17 protein-coding genes and 1 other annotated feature are annotated in these 23,679 nt (G+C 54.1%); of the genes, 5 read left to right on the plus strand and 12 right to left on the minus strand.

The window, feature by feature from the left end; translation table 11 throughout:
• Position 1: 1 nt before the first annotated feature.
• The 4 genes from acnA to topA all read right to left on the minus strand — a co-directional run bounded on the left by acnA (position 2) and on the right by topA (position 7,386).
• A complete protein-coding gene (acnA, locus tag FN082_RS28875) occupies positions 2-2,674 on the minus strand; it encodes an aconitate hydratase AcnA (protein ID WP_139537984.1) in 2,673 nt (890 codons plus the stop codon).
• Positions 2,675-3,070: 396 nt separating this feature from the next.
• Positions 3,071-3,238, minus strand: a complete 168-nt coding sequence (locus FN082_RS28880; protein WP_139537983.1) for a YmiA family putative membrane protein — start codon at positions 3,236-3,238, stop codon at positions 3,071-3,073.
• Between the two features lie 245 nt (positions 3,239-3,483).
• Positions 3,484-4,458, minus strand: a complete 975-nt coding sequence (gene cysB / locus FN082_RS28885) for an HTH-type transcriptional regulator CysB (protein ID WP_004121248.1) — start codon at positions 4,456-4,458, stop codon at positions 3,484-3,486.
• A gap of 330 nt (positions 4,459-4,788) precedes the next feature.
• Positions 4,789-7,386, minus strand: a complete 2,598-nt coding sequence (gene topA, locus FN082_RS28890; protein ID WP_142982820.1) for a type I DNA topoisomerase — start codon at positions 7,384-7,386, stop codon at positions 4,789-4,791.
• A 410-nt stretch (positions 7,387-7,796) separates the two neighbouring features.
• On the opposite strand from topA, the gene FN082_RS28895 reads away from it, so the two are divergent.
• Positions 7,797-8,048 (plus strand): YciN family protein, encoded by a 252-nt coding sequence (locus tag FN082_RS28895; protein ID WP_004101388.1) that lies wholly within the window; start codon positions 7,797-7,799, stop codon positions 8,046-8,048.
• 56 nt (positions 8,049-8,104) lie between these two features.
• Here the strand turns inward: FN082_RS28895 and sohB are convergent, their stop codons facing one another.
• Positions 8,105-9,151, minus strand: coding sequence for a protease SohB (sohB, locus tag FN082_RS28900; RefSeq protein WP_139537981.1), 1,047 nt, complete (start codon positions 9,149-9,151; stop codon positions 8,105-8,107).
• Between the two features lie 254 nt (positions 9,152-9,405).
• Between sohB and FN082_RS28910 the strand changes: the two genes are divergently transcribed.
• Together FN082_RS28910 and cobO are read left to right on the plus strand one after the other, a co-directional pair.
• The gene (locus FN082_RS28910) at positions 9,406-10,167 is read left to right on the plus strand and encodes a YciK family oxidoreductase (protein ID WP_139537980.1); all 762 of its coding nucleotides are present in this window, start codon (positions 9,406-9,408) and stop codon (positions 10,165-10,167) included.
• Positions 10,164-10,754 carry a cob(I)yrinic acid a,c-diamide adenosyltransferase gene (gene cobO, locus FN082_RS28915; protein ID WP_139537979.1) on the plus strand — a complete coding sequence of 197 codons (591 nt, stop codon included), beginning with the start codon at positions 10,164-10,166 and terminating at the stop codon, positions 10,752-10,754. Before FN082_RS28910 ends, cobO begins: the two co-directional genes overlap by 4 nt.
• Here cobO and FN082_RS28920 read toward each other — a convergent pair.
• The 7 genes from FN082_RS28920 to rnm all read right to left on the minus strand — a co-directional run bounded on the left by FN082_RS28920 (position 10,726) and on the right by rnm (position 20,164).
• Positions 10,726-11,700, minus strand: a complete 975-nt coding sequence (locus FN082_RS28920) for a helix-turn-helix transcriptional regulator (protein WP_142982821.1) — start codon at positions 11,698-11,700, stop codon at positions 10,726-10,728. The two genes, cobO and FN082_RS28920, sit on opposite strands and share 29 nt — an antisense overlap.
• 13 nt (positions 11,701-11,713) lie before the next feature.
• Positions 11,714-14,074: a beta-glucosidase gene (locus FN082_RS28925; RefSeq protein WP_142982822.1), complete on the minus strand. Its 2,361-nt coding sequence runs from the start codon at positions 14,072-14,074 to the stop codon at positions 11,714-11,716.
• Between the two features lie 18 nt (positions 14,075-14,092).
• The gene (locus FN082_RS28930; protein WP_142465728.1) at positions 14,093-15,454 is read right to left on the minus strand and encodes an MFS transporter; all 1,362 of its coding nucleotides are present in this window, start codon (positions 15,452-15,454) and stop codon (positions 14,093-14,095) included.
• Positions 15,455-15,620: 166 nt separating this feature from the next.
• The gene (gene rluB / locus FN082_RS28935) at positions 15,621-16,505 is read right to left on the minus strand and encodes a 23S rRNA pseudouridine(2605) synthase RluB (RefSeq protein ID WP_139537975.1); all 885 of its coding nucleotides are present in this window, start codon (positions 16,503-16,505) and stop codon (positions 15,621-15,623) included.
• Between the two features lie 227 nt (positions 16,506-16,732).
• On the minus strand, positions 16,733-18,634 hold the full coding sequence (locus tag FN082_RS28940) for a DUF2207 domain-containing protein (protein ID WP_142465729.1): 1,902 nt from the start codon (positions 18,632-18,634) through the stop codon (positions 16,733-16,735).
• A 30-nt stretch (positions 18,635-18,664) separates the two neighbouring features.
• Entirely contained in the window at positions 18,665-19,285 is a 621-nt protein-coding gene (locus tag FN082_RS28945) for an L-threonylcarbamoyladenylate synthase (protein ID WP_139537973.1), read from the minus strand.
• Positions 19,286-19,294: 9 nt separating this feature from the next.
• Positions 19,295-20,164, minus strand: coding sequence for an RNase RNM (gene rnm, locus FN082_RS28950; RefSeq protein WP_142982823.1), 870 nt, complete (start codon positions 20,162-20,164; stop codon positions 19,295-19,297).
• A gap of 226 nt (positions 20,165-20,390) precedes the next feature.
• Positions 20,391-20,486 (plus strand) — a sequence feature (Trp leader region).
• A 35-nt stretch (positions 20,487-20,521) separates the two neighbouring features.
• Between rnm and FN082_RS28955 the strand changes: the two genes are divergently transcribed.
• Both FN082_RS28955 and trpD read left to right on the plus strand, forming a co-directional pair.
• On the plus strand, positions 20,522-22,084 hold the full coding sequence (locus FN082_RS28955; RefSeq protein ID WP_139537971.1) for an anthranilate synthase component 1: 1,563 nt from the start codon (positions 20,522-20,524) through the stop codon (positions 22,082-22,084).
• Entirely contained in the window at positions 22,084-23,679 is a 1,596-nt protein-coding gene (gene trpD, locus FN082_RS28960) for a bifunctional anthranilate synthase glutamate amidotransferase component TrpG/anthranilate phosphoribosyltransferase TrpD (RefSeq protein WP_139537970.1), read from the plus strand. Before FN082_RS28955 ends, trpD begins: the two co-directional genes overlap by 1 nt.

Here is a 23,679-nt window from a genome sequence, read left to right on the forward strand (position 1 = left end):
TTTACAGCATATTGCGAATGACATAGTGCAAAATACCGTCATTCTGATAATAGGTCAGCTCGGTCGCGGTATCGATACGGCAGCGGCAATCAATAACATCCTGCTTGCCATCCGCACGCGTCAGGGTTACCGGCACCGTCATACCGGGCCGCAAGGCCTGCAAATTGCTGATATCAACCCGCTCCTCCCCGCTGAGTCCCAGCGTTTTGCGCGTCACGCCTTGTGGAAATTCTAACGGCAGTATCCCCATCCCAATCAAGTTAGAGCGGTGAATTCGCTCGAAGGACTCAGCGATAACGACCCTGACCCCAAGCAGACGCGGACCTTTCGCCGCCCAGTCGCGGCTGGAACCGGAACCGTACTCCTTGCCGGCGATAACCGCCAGAGGCGTTCCTTCGTCCTTGTAGAGCATGGCCGCATCGTAAATAGCGACAGGTTCGCTATCCGGAAGGTGTCGCGTCATCCCCCCTTCCACCCCGGGCACCATTTCATTGCGAATACGGATATTGGCAAACGTACCGCGCATCATCACTTCATGGTTCCCGCGGCGGGATCCGTAGGAGTTAAAATCGGTGCGTTCGACGCCATGATTTTGTAGATAACGTCCCGCAGGACTATCGGCCTTAATGCTTCCCGCCGGGGAGATATGGTCGGTGGTAACCGAGTCACCCAGCATCGCCAGAATGCGCGCGCCATGAATATCCTCCACCGCTTTCGGCTCAACGCCCATCTCATCAAAGAATGGCGACAAGCGAATATAGGTGGAATCATCCTGCCAGCCGTAGGTGTCGGATCGGTCCACTTTTATCGACTGCCACTCGGGCGTCCCTTCAAACACCTCGGCATACTCCTTATGGAACATCTCCGTCGAAACCTGCTCAACCGCCTTCGCGACTTCCGCTCCGCTCGGCCAGATATCTTTCAGATACACTGGTTGCCCCTCTTTACCTGTTCCTAGCGGGTCGAGCGTCAGATCAAGGTTCATGTTGCCCGCCAGGGCGTAGGCCACCACCAGCGGCGGTGAAGCCAGCCAGTTAGTTTTCACCAGCGGATGAATTCGGCCTTCAAAGTTTCGGTTTCCGGACAGCACGGCTCCGACGGTCAAATCACCCTGCTTGATGGCGCGCTCGATGGGGTCCGGCAGTGGTCCGGAGTTGCCGATACAGGTCGTGCAACCATAGCCAACCAGGTTAAAGCCGAGCTCATCAAGATACGGCGTCAACTTCGCATGGGCCAGATAGTCAGAAACCACTTTCGACCCCGGTGCCAGCGAGGCTTTTACCCACGGCTGCGGTTTCAGGCCCAGCTCAACGGCTTTCTTCGCCAGCAAGCCTGCGGCCATCAGGACGCTAGGGTTTGAAGTATTAGTACAGGAGGTAATGGCGGCAATCACCACCGCACCGTCCGGTAGCGAATATTGCTGTCCGTTCAGGGTATAATCGATTGGCCGTTTGTCTTTCTGCGCGTGATTAACTTCCAGCTCAGTGCTGGCGGCAAAGGCTTTCGGGACATCGCCAAGGGCGACACGGTCCTGCGGACGCTTCGGCCCGGCCAGACTGGCTTCAACGGTCCCCATATCCAATGCCAGCATGCTGGTAAATACGGGTTCATCGCCTGGCTGACGCCACATCCCCTGCGCTTTCGCATAGGCTTCCACCAGCAACACCTGCTCTTCGCTGCGACCGGTCAGGCGCATATAATCAAGGGTAACGGCATCAATTGGGAAGAAACCGCAGGTTGCGCCATATTCAGGGGACATGTTCGCGATCGTTGCGCGATCCGCCAGCGGCAGTGAATCAAGTCCGTCGCCATAGAATTCAACGAATTTACCCACTACACCGTGTTTACGCAGCATCTGGGTAACGGTTAACACCAGGTCCGTCGCGGTAATACCCTCTCGCAACTTGCCGCTCAGCTTGAAGCCGACAACGTCCGGGATCAGCATGGATACTGGCTGCCCCAACATAGCAGCTTCCGCTTCAATACCGCCGACGCCCCAGCCCAATACGCCGAGGCCGTTAATCATAGTGGTGTGCGAATCGGTCCCAACCAGCGTATCCGGAAAAGCGACCCACTCGCCGTTTTTCTGCTCGCTCCACACTGCCCGACCAAGATATTCAAGGTTAACCTGGTGGCAAATCCCGGTGCCCGGCGGCACAACGCTAAAGCGGCTGAACGCCTGCTGCCCCCAGCGCAAAAAGACGTAGCGTTCATGGTTTCGTTCCATCTCAAGACGGACGTTCTCTTCAAAAGCATCATCATCGCCAAAACGGTCTACCGTGACGGAGTGGTCAATCACCAGATCAACGGGAGAAAGCGGGTTAACTTTGGCGGTGTCACCTCCAAGGCGTTTTACCGCTTCGCGCATCGCCGCCAAATCCACTACGGCGGGAACACCGGTAAAATCCTGCATCAGAACGCGCGCCGGGCGATAAGCGATTTCCCTGTCGGCATGGGCATGCTTAAGCCATCCGGCCAGGGCGTGAATATCTTCAGCGGTCACTGAATCACCATCCTGCCAGCGCAGGAGGTTTTCCAGTAGTACTTTGAGGGATTTGGGCAAGCGCGAGAGATCGCCCAGTTCTTTGGCGGCCAGCGGTAAGCTGTAGTAGTGCCAGGTTTTATCTTTAACCTGTAACGTATCCTTGCTGGCTGCTCGTAGGGTTGACGACATAGCTCCTCCTTTACCTTAGGGATAGCATCCCCTGATCCTCCTCAGGGTCATTATTAAAGATAACACATCTTTGATGTAACACTTTGATAACAACTCAAATTGCTAAAATCGATAAAATGCATCACGACAGGGAATTTGAATAATGAGGGCTAATATATTGAGAAGGATTGAAGAAGGTTGGTTTGTTTCCACTTCGGTGTCGTATTAGTACACGAGTACAAAGAAGAACTAATCGCCATATTTTTGACGATTAGTTCAATAGAGTAAATTTATCGAGAGAGTCCCAAAAGGCAAAAAATATATCCTCCTTATTGCTGTTGCTTTATCAAATGGAAATAATTCTCAACATTTCATTTGTCATAAAAATGACATCAGCATTCTGACTGGAAATGTGCTCTAGTTCAGAAACCAAACGTTGCAGACAACCAGAGCAATGACGCTCCAGAACATCGCAAGCCCAAGGATAACGGCGCTCCAGGCCTTACTTCTCAAAACCGGATCTATCTCAGTCTTGTCACGTTCCTGTGACATCGCTAACTTCATATAATCGATATCACTAATCATTTTTTCACCACCAATCGTTTAAAACAACTAAGTACAGATAAATCTTAATTATGGTTGCCGTATTAATCCAGTGAATTTGCTTCTCAGAATCTAAATTCCATCAATATTTTGATCGCGACGGGTATATTTGCAAATGTGCCAGGAGGAGTTAACGAAAATTGTGATTCAAACGACATTTAGACTTTCAATTTCAGGCCATTATAAATTTTGGCATCCCCTTGAGGATGCCATTATTTTTTCTACGGCTATTTTTCCGGTAATTTAATATCCTTGAACATCGCTTCAATATCTTCATTTGAACGCAAAGCAACGGCCGTATCAACCACATCACGAGTCAGGTGTGGTGCAAAACGCTGAATAAAATCATACATATAGCTTCGCAAGAAGGTACTGCGCCGGAAACCTATTTTTGTGGTGCTGTGGCTGAAGATACCGTTAGCATCAAGCTTGACCAGATCCGGGTCAGAAACCGGGTCCACCGCCATACTGGCAATCACCCCTACTCCAAGGCCAAGACGAACATAAGTTTTAATGACATCAGCGTCGGTGGCGGTAAAGACGATGCGCGGCGTTAACCCGGCGCGATTAAAGGCCGTATCCAGCTCAGAGCGACCAGTAAACCCGAAGGTGTAAGTCACCAATGGATATTGCGCCAGTTCTTCAATCGATACCGATTCTCGCGATGCCAGCGGGTGCTCAGGAGTGACAACCACGGAGCGGTTCCAGTGATAACAAGGTAGCATCACCAAATCATCGTAGAGATGAAGCGCTTCGGTCGCAATTGCAAAGTCGGCATTGCCTTTGGAAACCGCCTCGGCAATTTGCGTTGGCGAGCCCTGATGCATATGCAGCGAAACGCGAGGATAGCGTTCAATAAATCCTTTGATGACGCCCGGTAGCGCGTAGCGGGCCTGGGTATGAGTGGTCGCGACGTACAGTGAACCTTTGTCAGGCCAGGTATGCTCGCCTGCCACCGATTTTATCGCATCGACCTTCGATAAAACTTCACGAGCGATGCGTATGATCTCCTGACCTGCTGGAGTGACCTGCGTCAAATGCTTGCCGCTGCGGGCGAAAATCTGAATCCCCAGCTCATCTTCCAGCATACGAACCTGCTTGCTGATGCCCGGTTGTGAGGTGTACAGACCTTCGGCAGTAGAAGAGACGTTCAGATTATGGTTAACAACCTCAACGATATAGCGGAGCTGCTGTAGTTTCATGGCTGATATCCGATAGCGCGTAAAATGAACCCGCTTAATACATTTTACGTTCAGGCGACGATCTGGCGGGGAGTTTGGCCCAACCATCCCTGCGATCCGCCATGCTGGCGCCACAACGCATCCTGAAGACGATGATGTATAAGACGATTTGATAATAAAAAAGAGATTAACTATAACCACTATATCATTTATATCTACAGTGTATAGATACTAACGAAAAATAATAAGCCGGTTATAAGGCGGGCGTAAAACAGGATTTAATGTTGGAGATCAGTCACCTGTGATGTTAAAAAAGGGCCGCGATGCGGCCCTTATCAGAGGTAACAGCGTTTACTTCTTCGCTTCAGTCCATTTGCCATCGATATAGAAGGCCGACCAGCCGGTCGCTTTACCTTCTTTCTCAGATGCAACGTACTGCTGCTTGGTCTTACGGCTAAAGCGTACCATCGTTTTGTTACCTTCCGGATCCTGCTGCGGCGCATCGGCCAGATAGCGCAGTTTCTCGGCCAGACGATCGCGGAAACGGTACAGCTCTTCCACTAACGGCGCGCGGGTTTCTCGCGATTTAGGGAAGGTGTTCGCGGCCAGGAATACCCCTGCTGCACCATCGCGCAGTACGAAATAGGCGTCCGATTTCTCACACGGCAGCTCCGGCAGCGGAACCGGATCTTCTTTCGGCGGAGCCACTTCCCCGTTACGCAGAATTTTACGCGTGTTCTTGCATTCGTCGTTAGTACAGGCCATGTACTTACCAAAACGCCCCATTTTCAGGTGCATCTCGGAACCACATTTTTCGCACTCAACGATCGGACCGTCATAGCCCTTAATGCGGAACTCGCCCTCTTCAATTTCATAGCCGTCACAGGTCGGGTTATTACCGCAGACGTGCAGCTTACGCTTCGGATCGATGAGGTAGCTGTCCATTGCCGTGCCGCATTTTTTACAACGACGTTTGGCGCGCAACGCATTGGTTTCAGCATCATCGCCTTCCAGCACGTTGAGGACTTCATTTTCCGGCACCAGGTTAATGGTGGTTTTGCAGCGCTCTTTCGGCGACAGCGCGTAGCCCGAGCAGCCCAGGAATACCCCGGTACTGGCGGTACGGATCCCCATCTTACGCCCACAGGTTGGGCAGTCGATGCTGGTGATAACCATGGGGTTCGGCTGCATGCCGCCCTCTTCCGGATCTTTCTCCGCAGTTTGCAACTGCGAGGTAAAATCACCGAAGAAGTGATCGAGAACCTGTTTCCACTCCGCCTGATGGTTAGCCACCTGATCGAGGCGGTCTTCCATTTGCGCGGTGAAATCGTAATTCATCAGATCGCGGAAGTTCTCTTCCAGACGATCGGTGACGATCTCACCCATTTTTTCCGCATAGAAACGACGGTTTTCCACCCGCACATAGCCGCGATCCTGAATGGTCGAAATGATCGACGCATAGGTGGACGGGCGACCAATACCGCGTTTTTCCAGTTCTTTAACCAGCGATGCTTCACTAAAACGTGCAGGCGGCTTGGTAAAGTGCTGCGCTGGCGTCAGTTCGACCAGGCTCAGGCTTTCGCCTTTATTAACCATCGGTAAAGTACGATCTTCATCGCCCTTACGCAGAGCTGGCATCACTTTGGTCCAGCCATCAAAGCGCAGCGTACGGCCGCGAGCTTTGAGTTTGAAATCCCCGGCTTTCACCGTCAGCGTGGTGGAGTCGTACTGCGCTGGCGTCATCTGACAGGCAACGAATTGACGCCAGATCAGCTGATACAGCTTCTGCGCATCAGATTCCATATCTTTTAACGTTTCGGCCAGCACGTTAACATCGGAAGGACGAATTGCTTCGTGCGCTTCCTGCGAGTTCTCTTTGCTGGCGTATTGGTTAGCGCTCTCCGGTAGATATTTCTTACCGAAGTTATCACCAATATAGCCACGCACCATGTTCAGCGCGTCCTGGCTCAGGTTCGTCGAGTCGGTACGCATATAGGTAATGTGGCCCGCTTCGTAGAGACGCTGCGCCATCATCATGGTTTTCTTCACGCCGAAGCCAAGACGAGTGCTGGCGGCCTGCTGTAACGTGGAGGTGATAAACGGCGCGCCCGGCTTGCTGCTGGTCGGCTTATCTTCACGCTCCAGCACGCTATAGCTGGCTTTTTCGAGCAGCGCGACTGCCGCCATGGTTTCATCACGGTTAACCGGGCGGAACGGCTTGTCACCGTTATGCGTCACCTGCAGCGGTAACGCGTCACCGCCTGGCGTCGTCGTGCTGGCATCAATTTCCCAGAACTCTTCCGGAACAAACGCTTTAATTTCGCGTTCACGCTCAACAACCAGACGTACCGCAACCGACTGAACGCGGCCTGCGGACAGACCGCGGGCAATTTTTTTCCACAGCAGTGGAGATACCATATAGCCCACCACGCGGTCCATAAAACGACGCGCCTGCTGAGCGTTAACACGGTCAATATTCAGTTCGCCCGGCTTTTCAAAAGCCTGACGAATAGCATTTTTGGTGATCTCGTTGAACACCACGCGGCTATAGCGCTGCTCATCACCACCGATAACTTCCCGCAGGTGCCATGCAATGGCCTCCCCTTCGCGGTCAAGGTCGGTTGCGAGATAGATGTGGTCGGCTTTTTCCGCCAGTTGTTTGAGTTCAGAAACGACCTTTTCTTTACCCGGAAGTATTTCATAGTGCGCATTCCAGTCATGCCACGGGTCCACACCCATACGGTTGACCAGAGCGCCGCGTTCATCCTTCTTAGGCTTTTTAGCCCCTTTGGTGGAGGTAGAGTCGGCGCTCTTTTTGGAAGCTGAGCCACTGGTCGGCAAATCGCGGATATGACCGACGCTGGACTTAACCACGTAGTCATTACCCAGATACTTATTGATCGTTTTGGCTTTTGCCGGGGACTCAACGATAACGAGAGCTTTACCCATATTCACCTTTACCTAATTTGATTCATCCAGGAATACATCGCACATTGATTCACCATCCACTGGCGACACGTCACAACCTATGTTGCGTCGTTGTCGATGGATATCAACCCTTTGCACTGGTTTCACATCCATAAAACCAGATAGCTGAGTTTGCTGGCTTTTTCTTGCCAGGCGACATAGCACGAATAATTTTTGGCCGAATGTCAAGCAAATCTGTTGCCAGATCGCTGAAAGCGTCACACTGTACCTGATAAAATTCGTTACGCAACTTTATTAGCATGCAAAAGCAAATCCTGCCACTAAACTGATGTTTATTAGGCTTCTGCGATTACCCCTGTAAGATCAATGGAAAATTTGCCCCTCGCCGCGGCGCGGCGTAGACTAGCCGCGAAGAACTACAGGAGGCATTTATGCAAGGTACAACCCAACCCATCGATCGCCAGACGCTTCTGGAAAAAGCCAACAAACTCATTCGCGAACATGAAGATACGTTAGCCGGGATCGAGGCCACCGACGTCGTTCAACGCAACGGCGTACTGGTGTTCAGCGGCGAGTTCTATCTTGATGAGCAGGGTCTGCCAACGGCGAAGAGTACGGCGGTATTTAACATGTTTAAATACCTCGCGCACGAGCTGTCTGATAAGTATCACCTGGCAGATTAACCATTACCTGCCGGGCTAATACGACAACGCGAGGCCAAAGCCTCGCGTTGTTTTGTTTACATCAGCGGCTTTTGCCCGCGCTGCCACCAGCGCAGCAGCAGTTTATCGGCACTTTCCGCCGCACTGCCGGTAAAACGATCGAGCATTTTCTTACGCTGCTGATAACGCACGCTAATAACCTCGTGCTTATCCATCAGCCCCAACAGTAGTTCATCGCTGGTTTCTACCGCATCTACAAGACCTTTTTCCAGCGCCTGAACGCCGTACCAGTGTTCACCAGTGGCGACCTGCTCGATATCCAGCGTTGGGCGCATCTGATGAACAAAATCTTTGAACAACCGATGGGTATCGTTCAGGTCTTCACGGAATTTTTGTCGCCCTTCTTCGGTATTTTCGCCCAGCATCGTCAGGGTACGTTTGTACTGCCCGGCCGTATGCAGTTCAATATCGATGTCCTTGTTCTTCAGGAAGCGATTAATGTTCGGGATCTGCGCCACAACGCCAATAGAGCCAAGGATAGCGAACGGCGCGCAGACGATTCTGTTTGCCACACAGGCCATCATATAGCCGCCGCTGGCCGCTACTTTATCTACCGCTATCGTTAACGGGATCTGTTTGTCACGCAGACGCTGCAGCTGCGAAGCCGCAAGGCCGTAGCCGTGCACCACCCCGCCAGGGCTTTCGAGACGAATCACCACCTGGTCGCGCGCTTTTGCCGCCGCCAGAACGGCGGTGATTTCCTCGCGCAGGCTGCTGACTTCATGAGCATCCATGCTGCCCTTGAAATCCAGCACCCAAACGCGGGGTTTGACGTCAGGTTCTGGGGTTCCCAGCTTTGCCCGCGCCTTTGACGCTTTTGCTTCCTGCTTGAGCTTTTTCTTTTGCGCTTTGTGCCACAGCTTCTGCTGCGGGCCATCGAGCAATGAAACCGCCAGCTCTTCCTTCATCTCCTTATATTGCTCGCTAAGATTGGTCACCCGCAGCTCACCGCGCTGTTTTTTGCGCTGAGTCAGGTTAACAATAATGGCGACGATAACCGCAATTGCGACAACAATGGTCGCGATTTTGGCCAAAAACAGGCCATATTGAGCAAGTAATTCCACGTTTTCACCTTGTGTAAACCACTGACGTTGGCGCACAGTGTACATCAGCGGTCAGCGAGAAGTCTTTGTGCTTTGTGTCGCGTGCGAGTCGCATTCCTGTTTTTTTCAGCGACGATGAAATCGTTGCAAGATATTAATTCCGCGAAGAGTTTCTACTTCGCCGATTGCAATGGCGGGCGCTTTCAGGCATAAAGCGCAAAAGTGAGATACCGAAAAGCAAGCGCGATCGCCAGCAGATCGCCCGAGGAGTCGCCGTGCACTACCAACCGCAACGTCACCTGTTACAGGACCGCATCATCCTGGTTACCGGCGCCAGCGACGGCATTGGCCGTGAAGCCGCACTGACCTATTCCCGTTATAGCGCCAGCGTTATCCTGGTCGGCCGTAATGAAGAGAAGCTGCGCGGCGTCGCGCAAGAGATTCAGCAAGCAGGAGGCATCCCTGCTCCGTGGTTCACTCTGGATCTATTAACCTGCACGCCGCAGGAGTGCCAGCAGCTGGCGCAGAAAATAGCCATTCACTACCCGCGTCTTGATGGCGTACTGCACAACGCGGGTCTTCTGGGCGACGTTTGTCCGATGGATCAACAAAAGCCGGAAATATGGCAGCAGGTTATGCAGGTGAACGTTAACGGTACCTTTATGCTCACCCAGGCGCTGCTTCCTTTATTACTTAAATCTGAATCGGGTTCGCTGGTCTTTACCTCTTCCAGCGTCGGTCGTCAAGGGCGCGCCAATTGGGGAGCTTATGCTGCCTCTAAGTTCGCCACCGAAGGCATGATGCAGGTGCTGGCTGAAGAGTACCAGAGCCGCCATCTGCGGGTTAACTGCATCAATCCTGGCGGCACGCGTACCAAAATGCGCGCCAATGCTTTCCCGACGGAAGATCCGCAAAAATTGAAAACGCCCGCTGATATCATGCCGGTTTATTTGTGGCTGATGGGCGACGACAGCCGTCGCAAGACGGGCATGACTTTTGACGCCCAGCCGGGCCGCAAACCAGGAATCGCACAATGAGTGATGAACGCCACCGTGAACGCCAGCAGCGGGTAAAGGATAAGGTCGATGCCCGCGTGGCAGCCGCGCAGGAAGAACGCGGTATTGTTATCGTCTTTACCGGCAACGGTAAAGGCAAAACTACCGCCGCTTTTGGTACCGTTACCCGCGCCGTCGGGCATGGTATGAAGGCGGGTGTCGTGCAGTTTATTAAAGGGACCTGGCCGAACGGCGAGCGCAACCTGCTCGAGCCTCACGGCGTCGAGTTTCAGGTGATGGCCACCGGTTTTACCTGGAATACTCAGGATCGCGAAAGCGACACTGCCGCCTGCCTCTCCGTCTGGGAACATGGGCGCAGAATGCTGGCCGATGAAAGCCTCGATCTTGTGTTACTGGATGAGCTGACCTACATGGTGGCCTATGACTATTTGCCGCTGGAAGACGTGCTTACCGCTCTGCGCAACCGTCCGGCGCATCAAACGGTCATTATTACCGGCCGCGGCTGCCACCGCGAGATTACCGAACTGGCCGATACCGTCAGCGAACTACGTCCGGTTAAGCATGCATTTGATGCCGGCATCAAGGCGCAGATGGGAATCGACTACTAAGCACCAGCCTTTCGAGCAGAGCATGGTTAAGCGGCAGACATAGACAGTCCTCGCCCAATGCCAGCTCGCTTTCAAGGATATTTTGCCGAGAGACGAAACGCTTGCGGTATTCGGTTGGCGTAACGCCACAGTATTTATTAAAGGCGGCAATCAGGTATTTATGTTCCTGAAAGCCGCAGCTGTGGCTAATCTCAGTAATCGGCGTGCGGGTGTCGCGCAGCAGCGTGCGGGCTTTATTCAGCCGAACCAGCGTCAGGTACTCTTTAAAATTATACCGACTCACCTTTTTAAACAGCCGCGAAAACCAGGAGTAGCTCATCCCGCTCTGACAGGCGACCTCGCTCAGGGTCAGCGGCTGGTCAAAGTGTTGATTAATAAAATCGATCCCTTTTTTGATCATCGCTTCTTCACGAAGTGAGCTTTCGGCGCGATGCGTCGGCTTCCCGGCGGCGACAAGGGCATCTAATAACAGATAAATCGCCGCAATGCGCTGAAACGGAGCGTGATTATCTATAAGCTGTTCCAGCAGCCCCGCCAGCCGTTGATGCACATGATTGTCCGCCGCAGAATACGGGCGTCCATACGTACTCCAGTCCAGCTGCGGCGAGGGATGCAGCTCGTCAAACAGACCCGGTGAAAACTGTACGGTCACCAGCTGGCTGCCCACCTCCTCCGCGCTAAGCGAATGCACCTCCTCTGCATTGATGTACAGCATGTCCCCCTGCGCCAGCTCCAGGCTTTGTTGGCCGACGGTGACCGTAAAGCGCCCCGCCAGCACGGTAATCAGCTCCGGCGCCGGATGCCAGTGAGGCTCGCAGTAACGCACCTCCGCAGCAAATACATTCAGCTTCTCCGCATCAAAAGCAATCAGCTCATAGCCGCTGTTTACCGTCTGTCGCCCTGCCTGCGTGGCCGAATGCGGGTGAGTCACTGAAAAAGGGAACATGCGCAATCTCCTGTTATTGGCAACGATCGGTACCTGCCAGCACCGCGTTAAGCTCGTCGCGATCGATATCCAGCGCAAGGAATTCAGTCAACGCGATCAACAGTCCACAGAACAGATCCGGAGCCAGACGAATCAGTTTTTCCCGTACCTGCTCCGGCGGCAACTGGCTCTTATCTGCGATCAGCTTAACGACGCGGGCAAAAACTTCCGGCTGCTGGATCAGCTGCTGTAGGGAATTATCATCGCGTAACGGTACGTAGCGGGGAGGACAATCGATTTCAATTTCCGCAGTCAGCGGCAGATCGCGCGACGAGCCGCCGACGCGAATCTGCCAGATTCCCGGCATCACCACCCAATCGCCGAGACCCGGATGGTAGCAGGCCAGCTCGGCAACAGGCAGCTGCAGGCTCACGCGACGGGACTCTCCGGCAGACAGCGCCACTTTGCTGAACGCCTTTAACGCCTGCACTTCGCGGATCAACTCCCCCTCCGGCGCGCTAACGTATAGCTGAACAACCTCTTTACCTGCAAATTCCCCACAGTTGGTGAGATCAAATGAAACGGTAAGCGTATCGTTTTCCCCTAATCGGGAGGTGGAAAGCGCGATATTATCGTAAGCAAACCGGGTATAGCTTAAGCCAAAGCCGAACGGAAACAGCGGCGTCAGGCGGCGTTTGTCGTAATAGCGGTAGCCGACAAAAAGCCCCTCCCCGTAGTGATGGCGCAGATTTTCACCCGGATAGTGCAGCCAGGCCGGCGTTTCTTCCAGAGTATTGGGAACCGTCACCGTTAATTTACCGCAGGGGTTACGCTGGCCGAAGAGAATTTCCGCCACCGCTCTCCCCATTCCTTGTCCGGCAAAGAACGTTTCCAGCAGCGCTTTACATTCGCCCAGCCACGGCATAACGACCGCATCGCTGTTGGCCAGCACCACCACCACATTTGGCTGGACCGCCGCCACTTCCCGGATCAGCCGCTCATGAACCGGCAGAATATTCAGGTCCTGACGATCGCCGTTCTCGCCATCTTCCCCTACGGCGGTACTGACAAAGAGCACCGCTACGTCGGCCTCTTGCGCAACGCTGCAAGCCTGGACCAGCGCCTGTTCATCACAGCGCAGATCGTCCGGGGCCCCCACCGCCCAGGAGACGCTAAAATCATCCCCGGCGAGGTCAAAAATTTCATCCAGCGGACGGTCCAGCAGATAGGGCACCGTAGTGGCGCAACCGGATCCCTGAATCACCGGCTCCTGCGCTGGTTTACCCAGCACCGCAATGCGCGGGGTTTTCTCCGGGCGCAGCGGCAGCAGGTCATTTTCGTTTTTCAGCAGGACGATTGACTCACCGGCAAGACGTTGCGCCAGCGCGTGGTGCGCCGGAAAATCGGCTCGCGTTTGCGGGCGACGATGGCACTGGACTTTATTCAGCAGTTCCAGCATTCGCAGGCAGGCGCGGTCCACTACCGCCATCGGTACGTCTCCGGCCTCAATGGCGGCCAGCAGGGTTTGTTTATCACGCCGGGTTTCCGGCATCGCCAGGTCGTTGCCCGCCATCAGCGAGGCTGGACGATCTTTAATGCCGTACCAGTCGGACATGACCAGCCCGCTATATCCCCACTCATCGCGCAAAACTTGCGTGAGCAAAAACGGATCCTGAGAAGTTTGTACGCCATTCAGACGATTGTAGGAGGACATCACCGTCCAAGGCTGGGATTTCGCAATCGCACGCTGGAAACCCGCCAGATAGATTTCGCGCAGCGCCCGCTCTTCAATAATAGAGTCCATTTCCGTGCGGCGGTACTCCGAGTTATTCGCCGCAAAGTGCTTCAGGCTGGCACCGACGCCCTCCTGCTGCAGGCCGTTAATCAGCGCTGCCGCAATGTCGCCGCTGACTATCGGGTCTTCGGCGTAATATTCATAGCCGCGCCCGGCCAGAGGCGTACGGCGAATATTAATGCCGGGTCCAAGCAGGATCCCAACGCCCATCTGCTGGCACTCTGTCCCCAGCGCTTGTCCCATCTGATGAACCAGCTCCACATCCCAACTACAGGCCAGGCTGGAGCCATTCGGAAAGCAGGTTGCCGGAAGCGAGGCGCTGAAAAGCGCTTCACTGCCCCCCTTCGCTGCAGATTCTTCTGCGCTGGCCTGGTCTGCGGTTTGGGTGATGACAGAAATAAAGTCATCCATACTCCACTTTTCGCGGCCATCAATTTGCGCGCTACTATAGCGAACGCCGTAGGTCCCGTCGGTCATGATGATATCTTCGATACCATACTGCGGCAGCGAGGCCGTGCGCCACAGGCCGCTGCCGGTCAATAGAGCCACTTTATCTTCCGCGCTCATCGCGGCAAGGGTGGTGTTAACATCGTTATTCATTTCTCTGGCTCCCTGAGGTTAAAGCGCGTTCTGTTTACGCAGGCTGATTTTTTGTACAATATCGCGATAGGTTTTTTCATCCAGCGAATAACAGGCAACAAATATGGCGCTGAGCGCAAACATCGCACCGGGAAATAGCGTCATCAGGACGTTAATGCCGTTAATCGCGCTGGCGGTAATGTTGCCTGCATCGTAGTGATAATAATCCAACATCCAGCCTGCGCAGCCGCCGCCGATGGCCATCGCTATTTTGGTAATAAAGTTAAAGAAACCATAAATTGCCCCTTCAGTGCGCACGCCATGATGCCATTCTGCGTACTCCACGGTATCGGCAATCATTGACCACATAGCAACAAACCCCATCCCCAGCGTAATACTGTACAAGCATACTCCGGTCATGATGAGCCAGATATTGTCACCGGCGATAAAATATTGCATTAGCACACCCAGTACGCCAATCAATAGCGCAACCAGCGTCATCTTCTTTTTGCCTATTAGCGTAATAACCTTTTCCGAAATAACGGTACCCACAATATACGCGGCGGACTGAATCATAAAAAATGTCGAGGTAAAACCTTCACTGCCGATAATATATTTAATAAAGTAAATCGCAATCGCCATCCAGACGGTATAGGCAATATAGAAGAAAATGGTAAACAACGAGAGGTTAATTAACGGCGCATTGCCTGCCACTGCCCGCAGCATTTCCCGCAAGGTTGGAGCCGGAGTCTCTTCTTCTTCACCCACCCGCTCTCTGGTCATACCAAAACAGGCAAGGAACAAAAAAGTCGCCAGCAGCGCAAAGCAGGAAACCGCGAAGACGTAACCCAGCTGCTTATCACTAAATGGCGAGATCAGCATATCCGCAGTCGTTGAAACAATCAGATAGCCGACAATCGCCAGCACAAATCGGTATACCGATAGCGACGAGCGGGAGGCTTCGTGCTGCGTTAAACGGTTGGTCAGCGCAGAATACGGTGTATTCACCGCCGTATATGCCAGACAATAGATGGTGTAGGAGAGCAGCGCAAAATAGAATTTTGCCTCACCGCCAAACGGCACAAAACAAAGAACCGTTAAGAAACCGAGCGGAATGGAACCATATAACAACCACGGACGTAATTTACCGTAACGGCTGTGGGTTTTATCAATAGCAAAGCCAATCAGGATATTAAAAACAGCATCAATAACCCGCGCGATAACAAAGATTAAACTCGCCTGTACTGCACTAATACCGTAAATGTTGGTATAAAAGAAGAGCAAAAATAGAGATACAAAACCGAAGGATAAATTAGAGGCAAAGTCACCAAAACCATAGCCTATTTTTTCTTTAACGCCGATAACCACATAGCTTGCCGATAGTTTTCCTGCTGTATCCATTTTAGGCTACCTGTTTATGTAATCAGTGGCGTCAGTATATGGCGTTGCCTGGCGCACCGCTTTGCGTTATTTGTCCGGAGATTTCCTTTTTTTTGTCTTTATTCAGAAATGTGAAAGGTATCACAGAGAAATGAATTCCGGCGGTGGCCCGCCGGAATGAAAATAATTAACCGTTACCGTTATTACGGCTGCTGGAGCGACGGTTATTGTTATTGCTCACCTGGCTGTGGCGCTTGACCGCGCGGCGAATCTGATTTGCCTTCATGCGACGACGATCTTTTTCGACGGCGACTTTCGAGGTGGTTTCCGGCGTTAACTCCACCAGCTCGCGCAGGTAGTTGGTTTGCGCCAGATCCAGCTCGGTATAGCCACCACGCGGCAGGCCTTTCGGCAGCGGAATATCACCATAGCGCACGCGGATCAGACGACTGACCTGCACGCCAACGGCTTCCCACAGGCGGCGGACTTCACGATTACGGCCTTCGGTCAGCGTCACGTTGTACCACTGGTTAATACCTTCACCACCGGTAAACTTGATGGTTTTAAAGGCCGCCGGGCCATCTTCCAGCTGCACGCCGCGAGACAGTTGGCGAAGTTTGTCATCATCAATCTGACCAAATACGCGCACCGCGTATTCGCGTTCAACTTCGCGGCTCGGGTGCATCAGGCGGTTTGCCAGTTCACCATCGGTGGTAAACAACAACAGGCCGCAGGTGTTTACGTCCAGACGACCAACGGCGATCCAGCGCGCACCGCGCAGTTTTGGCAAACGATCGAACACCGTCGGGCGTCCTTCAGGGTCGTTACGAGTACAGAGCTCGCCTTCCGGCTTGTAGTAAGCCAGCACGCGACAAATCTGTTCCGCAGATTCTTTCACCGAAATCAGGTGGCCGTCGATACGGATTTTTAAACCAGGGACAATTTCAACGCGATCGCCAAGGGTGGCGATTTTGCCATCGACGCTGACGCGGCCAGCCTCGATTTTGGCTTCGATTTCACGACGGGAGCCGTGGCCAGCACGGGCCAGCACTTTTTGTAATTTCTCGCTCATGGAGCTTCCTTAAGGTGTCGCCTTCCCAGGCGTCTGGTATACTTCGAAAAACAGGACAGCATAAATAGCAACCTAACACCCTGTTCTGTAAATGATTTTTGCATTAAAACGTGTCGTTATCTGCACAGTCAAAACTGCCGCAATAGCGGCACGCCTTCTCGCGTGGGCGAACATGGTACACGAACTTTGCGATGAATGCTTCTTTGCGTTAATGAGCATAGCACAACTTACCATCCGCCCCCGCCGCCGCCGCCCGCACCGCCACCGGAAAATCCCCCACCGCTGCTGCTGTTGCGAAAAGCGCTGGTATAGGCCCCGGAACTCAGGTGCGTCTGCAAGGAGAGCAGCGCCCCGGTCCTGGCAATTTCCGGGGCCTCAATCGCTGCAGCCAGAGACGGGGTCAGGCGGTCAGCCCACTCGCTACCCAACCCTGCGGCCACCGCCCAGCTCAGTAACGAAATATCCAGACAACGCGATTCGCCTTTGCGTCGCCGACCACTGTGCGTCGCCGCTTCCAGTCTTTGCAGATAGTGGATCACGCCCTCGGCCAGGGCAAAGCGCTGTTGCCCTGATTGCGTAAGCTGCGGCAGAAAGCTAAAGCCCAGCGCGGTGATGTAGCCTGTCAGGCACCAGGCGCTGAAATATCCGGAGGGCATATACCAGTGAAAAAGCGAATAGCCCATTTTCGCCCATAAAAAGAGAAAAATCAGACCGCCGCCGATAAGCGGTAAAATCAGCGTTGCCAATAAACTCCTGCTAATCGCCTTGCCGCCATCACGCGCATCCAGTAAAAACACGCCGCTAAACAGAAGCGGGATAAAATAGAAAAAGCCAATAAATCCATCGGTCATCAGCGTCATGGACGTCCATCCGGGGCTCTGCACATTAGCCAGGACCAGAGTGGCAAGCAGTGCGGCAATACCACACCACAAGAAGCTCACGGGTCGATATCCGGCCCCTTCATGCAACTGACGATAATGCTTCTCCATGCGCTTAAAAGCCCTACGCAGCGTTCTGTTGTAACCCCCCTTAAGCACCACCTTCTCGCCCTTGCGGAACAGCAGATCCATTAACTGCTGCTCTTCCTGGGTCGGCATGTCGCTTTTTCTGATCGCCCCCGAGTGGACCTTCACCAGGCATCGCTGCGTTTTATTATCAGGCACGCTCTCCAGCGCCACCCGCCCCTTCACAATCAGGTTGGTCACATCGGCGCAGAAACCTTTATCGTCGTAGGTCTGCTTTGCGGCCATCCGCAGATAGCCGGGCGAAAACTCCCTGGACATTGACGTCAGCTCCGGCACGTCAAGCGGGGTGTAGCGCGGCCTGCGTAGCCACAAAAACAGAAAGTAACCGATCATCAATCCACACGGGATCCAAACGGTCAACGACGATAGCGTTGGGATAAAAAGATGGGTAAGCAGATTTGTCGTCTGAGGCTCTGCGGTATCAGGCAACAGCGACCGTGGCCAGCGATAAAGCACGGTAAAATCCTGCCGATAAAATGGCTCGCGGGATTCAATGCGCCCGTCCGGCAGCGCGCGGCCATTTTTTAACCTTTCACCATAATCGCCGGTAAAAAAGTCTATCTGCCTGAACGGATTTCCCTGAACACCCGCCAGCTGTAATGCGAAACGAACCTGAAATATGTTGAACGACCAGCTATCGCCAGTGACGTTCCAGATAAGCACGTCATCATCGCCATCGCGAATAAACGCATTGCTGACCTGATAGTGCACCTGATAGCGATAGTCGCCTGCAGGCAGAAAAATATGCTCATCGCCAACCACTATCCTCATTGTTCCCTTACGCCAGCGAAGCTGCCAGGGTTCAGGCTTACCGTCTCGAGTCACGCCCACGACGCGGAAGCTCAGCAAAGCCGCGCTACCGTCCGGCCGTACCCACATGCGTGGAAGATCGCGGAAAAAACCGTGTTTGATCTGGCTGCCACGCGCCTGAAAGTGAAGGTTCTCACGCACATCCAGCACTCCATCGGCGCGCATGGTGGCCTCGACATCAAACAGCGCAATAGCTTCTTCTGTTGGGGGTAAAACATCGGAACGCGCGTGGCTGAACGGAACGTTGAACAGCCATAGCAAAAGAAAAAGCCGACAAGCATATGTCCATTTCATGACTATTCCTTCCATGGAATAACAAAGCAATTACAGGAACGGCTTCACGTCCCCAACGCCCTCACGCACGACAACCGGCGCGTCTTCGGTAAGATCGATAACGGTGGTCGGCTGCTGGCCCAGGTAGCCGCCGTGAATAATCAGGTCCACCTGCTTCTCCAGACGGTCTTTGATCTCTTCCGGGTCGGATTCGGTGAAGTCGCTTCCCGGCAGCATTAGCGACGTAGAGAGCATCGGTTCGCCAAGGGTTTCCAGCAGCATCTGCGCAATAGGGTTCGACGGAACGCGCATACCGATGGTCTTACGCTTATCCTGCAACAACCGACGCGGCACCTCTTTGGTCCCTTTGAGGATAAAGGTGTAGTTGCCCGGCGTGTTATTTTTAATCAGACGAAAGGCCACGTTATCGACGAATGAGTAGGTCGACAGTTCGGACAAATCGCGGCACATCAGGGTAAAGTTGTGGCCGTTTGGCAGATTACGGATTCGGCAAATCCGCTCCATCGCGCCTTTATCTTCAATTTTGCAACCTAACGCGTAGCCGGAGTCGGTCGGGTAGACGATAACCCCGCCTTTGCGCACGATGTCCACCGCCTGGTTAATTAACCGCGCCTGTGGGTTTTCCGGATGGATATAAAAAAACTGGCTCATACTTCCCTCTCAATTTTGCTCTACGGCCACTTCCCAACTGCGCCAGATCCCTTCCACGCCCGCGGGTAGCCAAAGTTTGCGGCCCAGTTCGATCCACGGACAGGGCTGATGGAAATCAGACCCCTGCGAGGCAAGAAGGCCATACTGCACGGCGTAAGCGGCAAGCTGAGCACGCTCGTGCGGAGCCTGCTGACACTGCGCTACCTCCATCGCATCGCCCCCTTGTTCGCTAAAGTGGGCCAACAGTCTTTTTAACCACTTGGCGGAGAGATCATAACGCCCGGGATGGGCAATAACCGCTTTACCGCCAGAATGATGAATGACATCAATCGCTTGTTTTATTGTACACCACTGGGGCGGAACGTAACCGGTTTTCCCGCGCGCGAGATATTTCTTAAAGACGTCGGCAATGTTGTTGGCATAACCGGCCTCCACCAGAAAACGGGCGAAATGACCGCGCGTCACCGCCCCACCGTCTGCCAGCTTTAGTGCCCCTTCCCAGGCGCCTGGGATCCGCGCCTTTTCCAGCCGTTCGGCAATCTGCCGCCCCCGGTCCTGGCGACGCGCTTTCTGTTCATCAAGCAGCGCGGTCATCGTCGGGTGAGCAATATCAATATTCAGTCCGACAATATGAATCTCGTGGTTTTCCCACAGCGTGGAAATTTCCACCCCGCTAATCAACGTCAACGGCAAACCGGCGCGTTCGATCTCAGCCTGGGCCGAGGGGATTGCCGTCACGGTATCGTGGTCGGTAATTGCCAGGGTGCCGATGCGCATCTGATGGGCGCGATGAACAAGTTCTTCTGGAGTCAGTCGCCCGTCAGAGGCGATGGTATGGCTGTGCAGGTCGTAAATCACTGCGTAATTGGTGTTGCTCAAGATGACTCCTGCTGGACATGAACCTGTACCCGTCATACTTTAAGTCACAGGCAGATTGACTGTGGTTCTGCAGCTTAAGTGATTAAGGATATCAATAAGCGCATCATCATACCGACTGAGAGAGAAAATCTGCAAACAGGGGTTGACTTTAATCCTCCGGACTAGTTAACTAGTACGCAAGTTCACATGAGGGGTATCAATAATGAAAACGCAATTTATCACTCTGCACGGCTGGTGGCGCACCTCCTGTTATCGGGCGGCGTGATCGCGTTTTGCACTCAGCATACAGATACCCGGCCCGCCAATGAGCGGGCTTTTTATTGGACAAATTATTATACCGAACAGGCGAGAACAATAATGCAAACATCAAAACCGGCACTCGAGCTTCTCACCAGCGACGCCATCTATCGGGAAAACCCGACGGCGCTATTCCATCAGATATGCGGCGCGCGTCCAGCCACTCTGCTTCTGGAATCCGCTGATATCGACAGTAAGGATGATTTAAAAAGCTTGCTGCTGGTTGATAGTGCGCTGCGCATTACCGCATTAGGTGACACTGTCACCATCCAGTCACTTTCTGCCAACGGCACGGCGCTGCTGGATCTACTGGATGGCACGCTACCTTCCGGCATCGATAATCATCGCCAGCCGAATAGCCGGGTTTTAACCTTCCCGCCGGTCAGCGCGCTGTTAGATGAAGACGCCCGCTTATGCTCATTATCCGTATTCGATGCTTTTCGCTTGCTACAGGAGCTGATTACCGTACCGCAGGACGAGCGCGAAGCCATGTTCTTCGGCGGCTTGTTTGCCTATGACCTGGTTGCCGGTTTTGAAGACCTGCCGCCGCTGGAAAGCGACACCGCCTGCCCGGACTACTGCTTCTATCTGGCGGAAACGCTGCTGGTTATTGACCATCAGACCAAAAACACCCGCATCCAGGCGAGCCTGTTCACCCCGCTGGAAAGTGAAAAACAACGTCTGTTACAGCGTATTGCTCAACTTCGTCAGCAGTTAAACGAACCACCAGCGCCGCTGCCGGTAACGACGGTAGCCGAGATGCGCTGCGACTGCGATCAAAGCGACGAAGAATACGGTGCCGTGGTACGCAAAATGCAGCGCGCCATCCGCGCGGGCGAAATTTTCCAGGTCGTTCCATCGCGCCGCTTTTCGCTACCCTGCCCGTCACCGCTGGCCGCTTATGATGTGCTGAAGAAAAGCAACCCAAGCCCGTACATGTTCTTTATGCAGGATAACGATTTCACCCTGTTCGGCGCTTCACCGGAGAGCTCCCTGAAATACGATGCCACCAACCGCCAGATTGAGATCTACCCGATTGCCGGTACTCGTCCGCGCGGTCGCCGAGCAGATGGCTCGCTGGATCGCGATCTCGACAGCCGCATTGAGCTGGAGATGCGCACTGACCATAAAGAGCTTTCCGAACATCTGATGCTGGTTGACCTGGCGCGTAACGACCTCGCGCGCATCTGTACGCCGGGCAGCCGCTACGTTGCCGATTTAACCAAAGTCGACCGCTACTCCTTTGTTATGCACCTCGTTTCCCGCGTGGTTGGCGAACTGCGCAACGATCTCGATGTCCTGCACGCCTACCGCGCGTGTATGAATATGGGCACCCTCAGCGGCGCGCCAAAAGTACGCGCCATGCAGCTTATCGCTGCAGCTGAGGGCAAACGTCGCGGCAGCTACGGCGGTGCAGTGGGCTACTTTACCGCCCATGGCGACCTCGATACCTGTATCGTTATCCGTTCTGCCTACGTGCAGGAAGGTATCGCCACGGTCCAGGCCGGCGCCGGTATTGTTCTCGACTCTGTTCCCCAGTCTGAAGCGGATGAAACCCGTAATAAAGCTCGCGCTGTGCTGCGCGCTATCGCCCAGGCCCATCACGCGAAGGAGACTTTCTAATGGCCGACATTCTGCTGCTCGATAATATCGATTCTTTTACTTACAACCTGGCAGACCAGCTGCGGGCGAACGGCCATAACGTGGTGATCTACCGCAACTCCGTCCCGGCGCAGGCGCTGATTGAGCGCATTGGCACCATGAAAAACCCGGTATTAATGCTCTCTCCGGGTCCAGGTACGCCAAGCGAGGCAGGCTGCATGCCAGAGCTGCTGACCCGTATGCGCGGTAAGCTGCCGATCATCGGTATCTGCCTTGGCCACCAGGCGATTGTAGAAGCCTACGGCGGCTACGTCGGGCAGGCCGGTGAAATCCTTCACGGTAAGGCTTCCAGTATTGAACACGACGGCCAGGCGATGTTTGCCGGTCTGAACAACCCGCTACCGGTCGCCCGCTACCACTCGCTGGTGGGCAGCAATATTCCTGCGGGGTTAACCATCAACGCCCACTTTAACGGCATGGTCATGGCGGTGCGCCACGATGCGGATCGCGTCTGCGGTTTCCAGTTCCATCCTGAGTCGATTCTGACCACCCAGGGCGCACGCCTGCTGGAACAAACGCTGGCCTGGGCGTTGCAGAAGCTGGAGCAGACCAACACTATCCAGCCAATTCTGGAAAAACTCTATCAGGCTGAGACCCTGAGCCAGCAGGAAAGCCATCAGCTCTTCTCCGCAGTGGTGCGCGGCGAAGTCAAACCTGAGCAGTTGGCCGCTGCGTTGGTGAGCATGAAGGTACGCGGCGAGCATCCGCAGGAAATCGCCGGCGCCGCCACCGCGCTGCTGGAAAACGCCGCGCCGTTCCCGCGCCCTGATTATCTGTTTGCCGATATCGTTGGTACCGGCGGCGACGGCAGCAACAGTATCAACATTTCGACCGCCAGCGCCTTCGTTGCCGCCGCCTGCGGCCTGAAAGTGGCGAAACACGGCAACCGCAGCGTCTCCAGTAAATCGGGCTCTTCCGATCTGCTGGCAGCATTCGGTATCAATCTGGATATGAATGCCGATAAATCTCGCCAGGCGCTGGATGAACTGGGCGTGTGCTTCCTGTTCGCGCCGAAGTACCACACCGGTTTCCGCCACGCGATGCCGGTCCGTCAGCAGCTCAAAACCCGCACCCTGTTTAACGTGCTCGGACCGCTGATCAACCCGGCACACCCGCCGCTGGCGCTGATTGGCGTTTACAGCCCTGAGCTGGTACTGCCGATTGCGGAAACCCTGCGCGTGCTGGGATACCAGCGTGCTGCGGTGGTGCATAGCGGCGGCATGGATGAGGTATCGCTGCACGCACCAACGGTGGTCGCAGAGCTGAACAATGGCGAAATCAAAAGTTATCAACTGACCGCCGCCGACTTTGGCCTGACGCCTTACCATCAAGAGCAGTTGGCGGGCGGCACGCCGGAAGAAAACCGTGACATTCTTACGCGCTTGCTACAAGGTAAAGGTGAAGCCGCTCACGAAGCCGCCGTTGCCGCCAACGTCGCCATGTTAATGCGTTTACATGGGCACGAGGACCTGAAAGCCAACGCGCAGCAAGTCATCGATGTGCTGCACAGCGGAGCGGCCTATGACAGAGTGACCGCATTAGCGGCAAGAGGGTAA

It is taken from the genome of Klebsiella spallanzanii, assembly GCF_902158555.1.
Taxonomy (GTDB): Bacteria; Pseudomonadota; Gammaproteobacteria; order Enterobacterales; family Enterobacteriaceae; genus Klebsiella; species Klebsiella spallanzanii.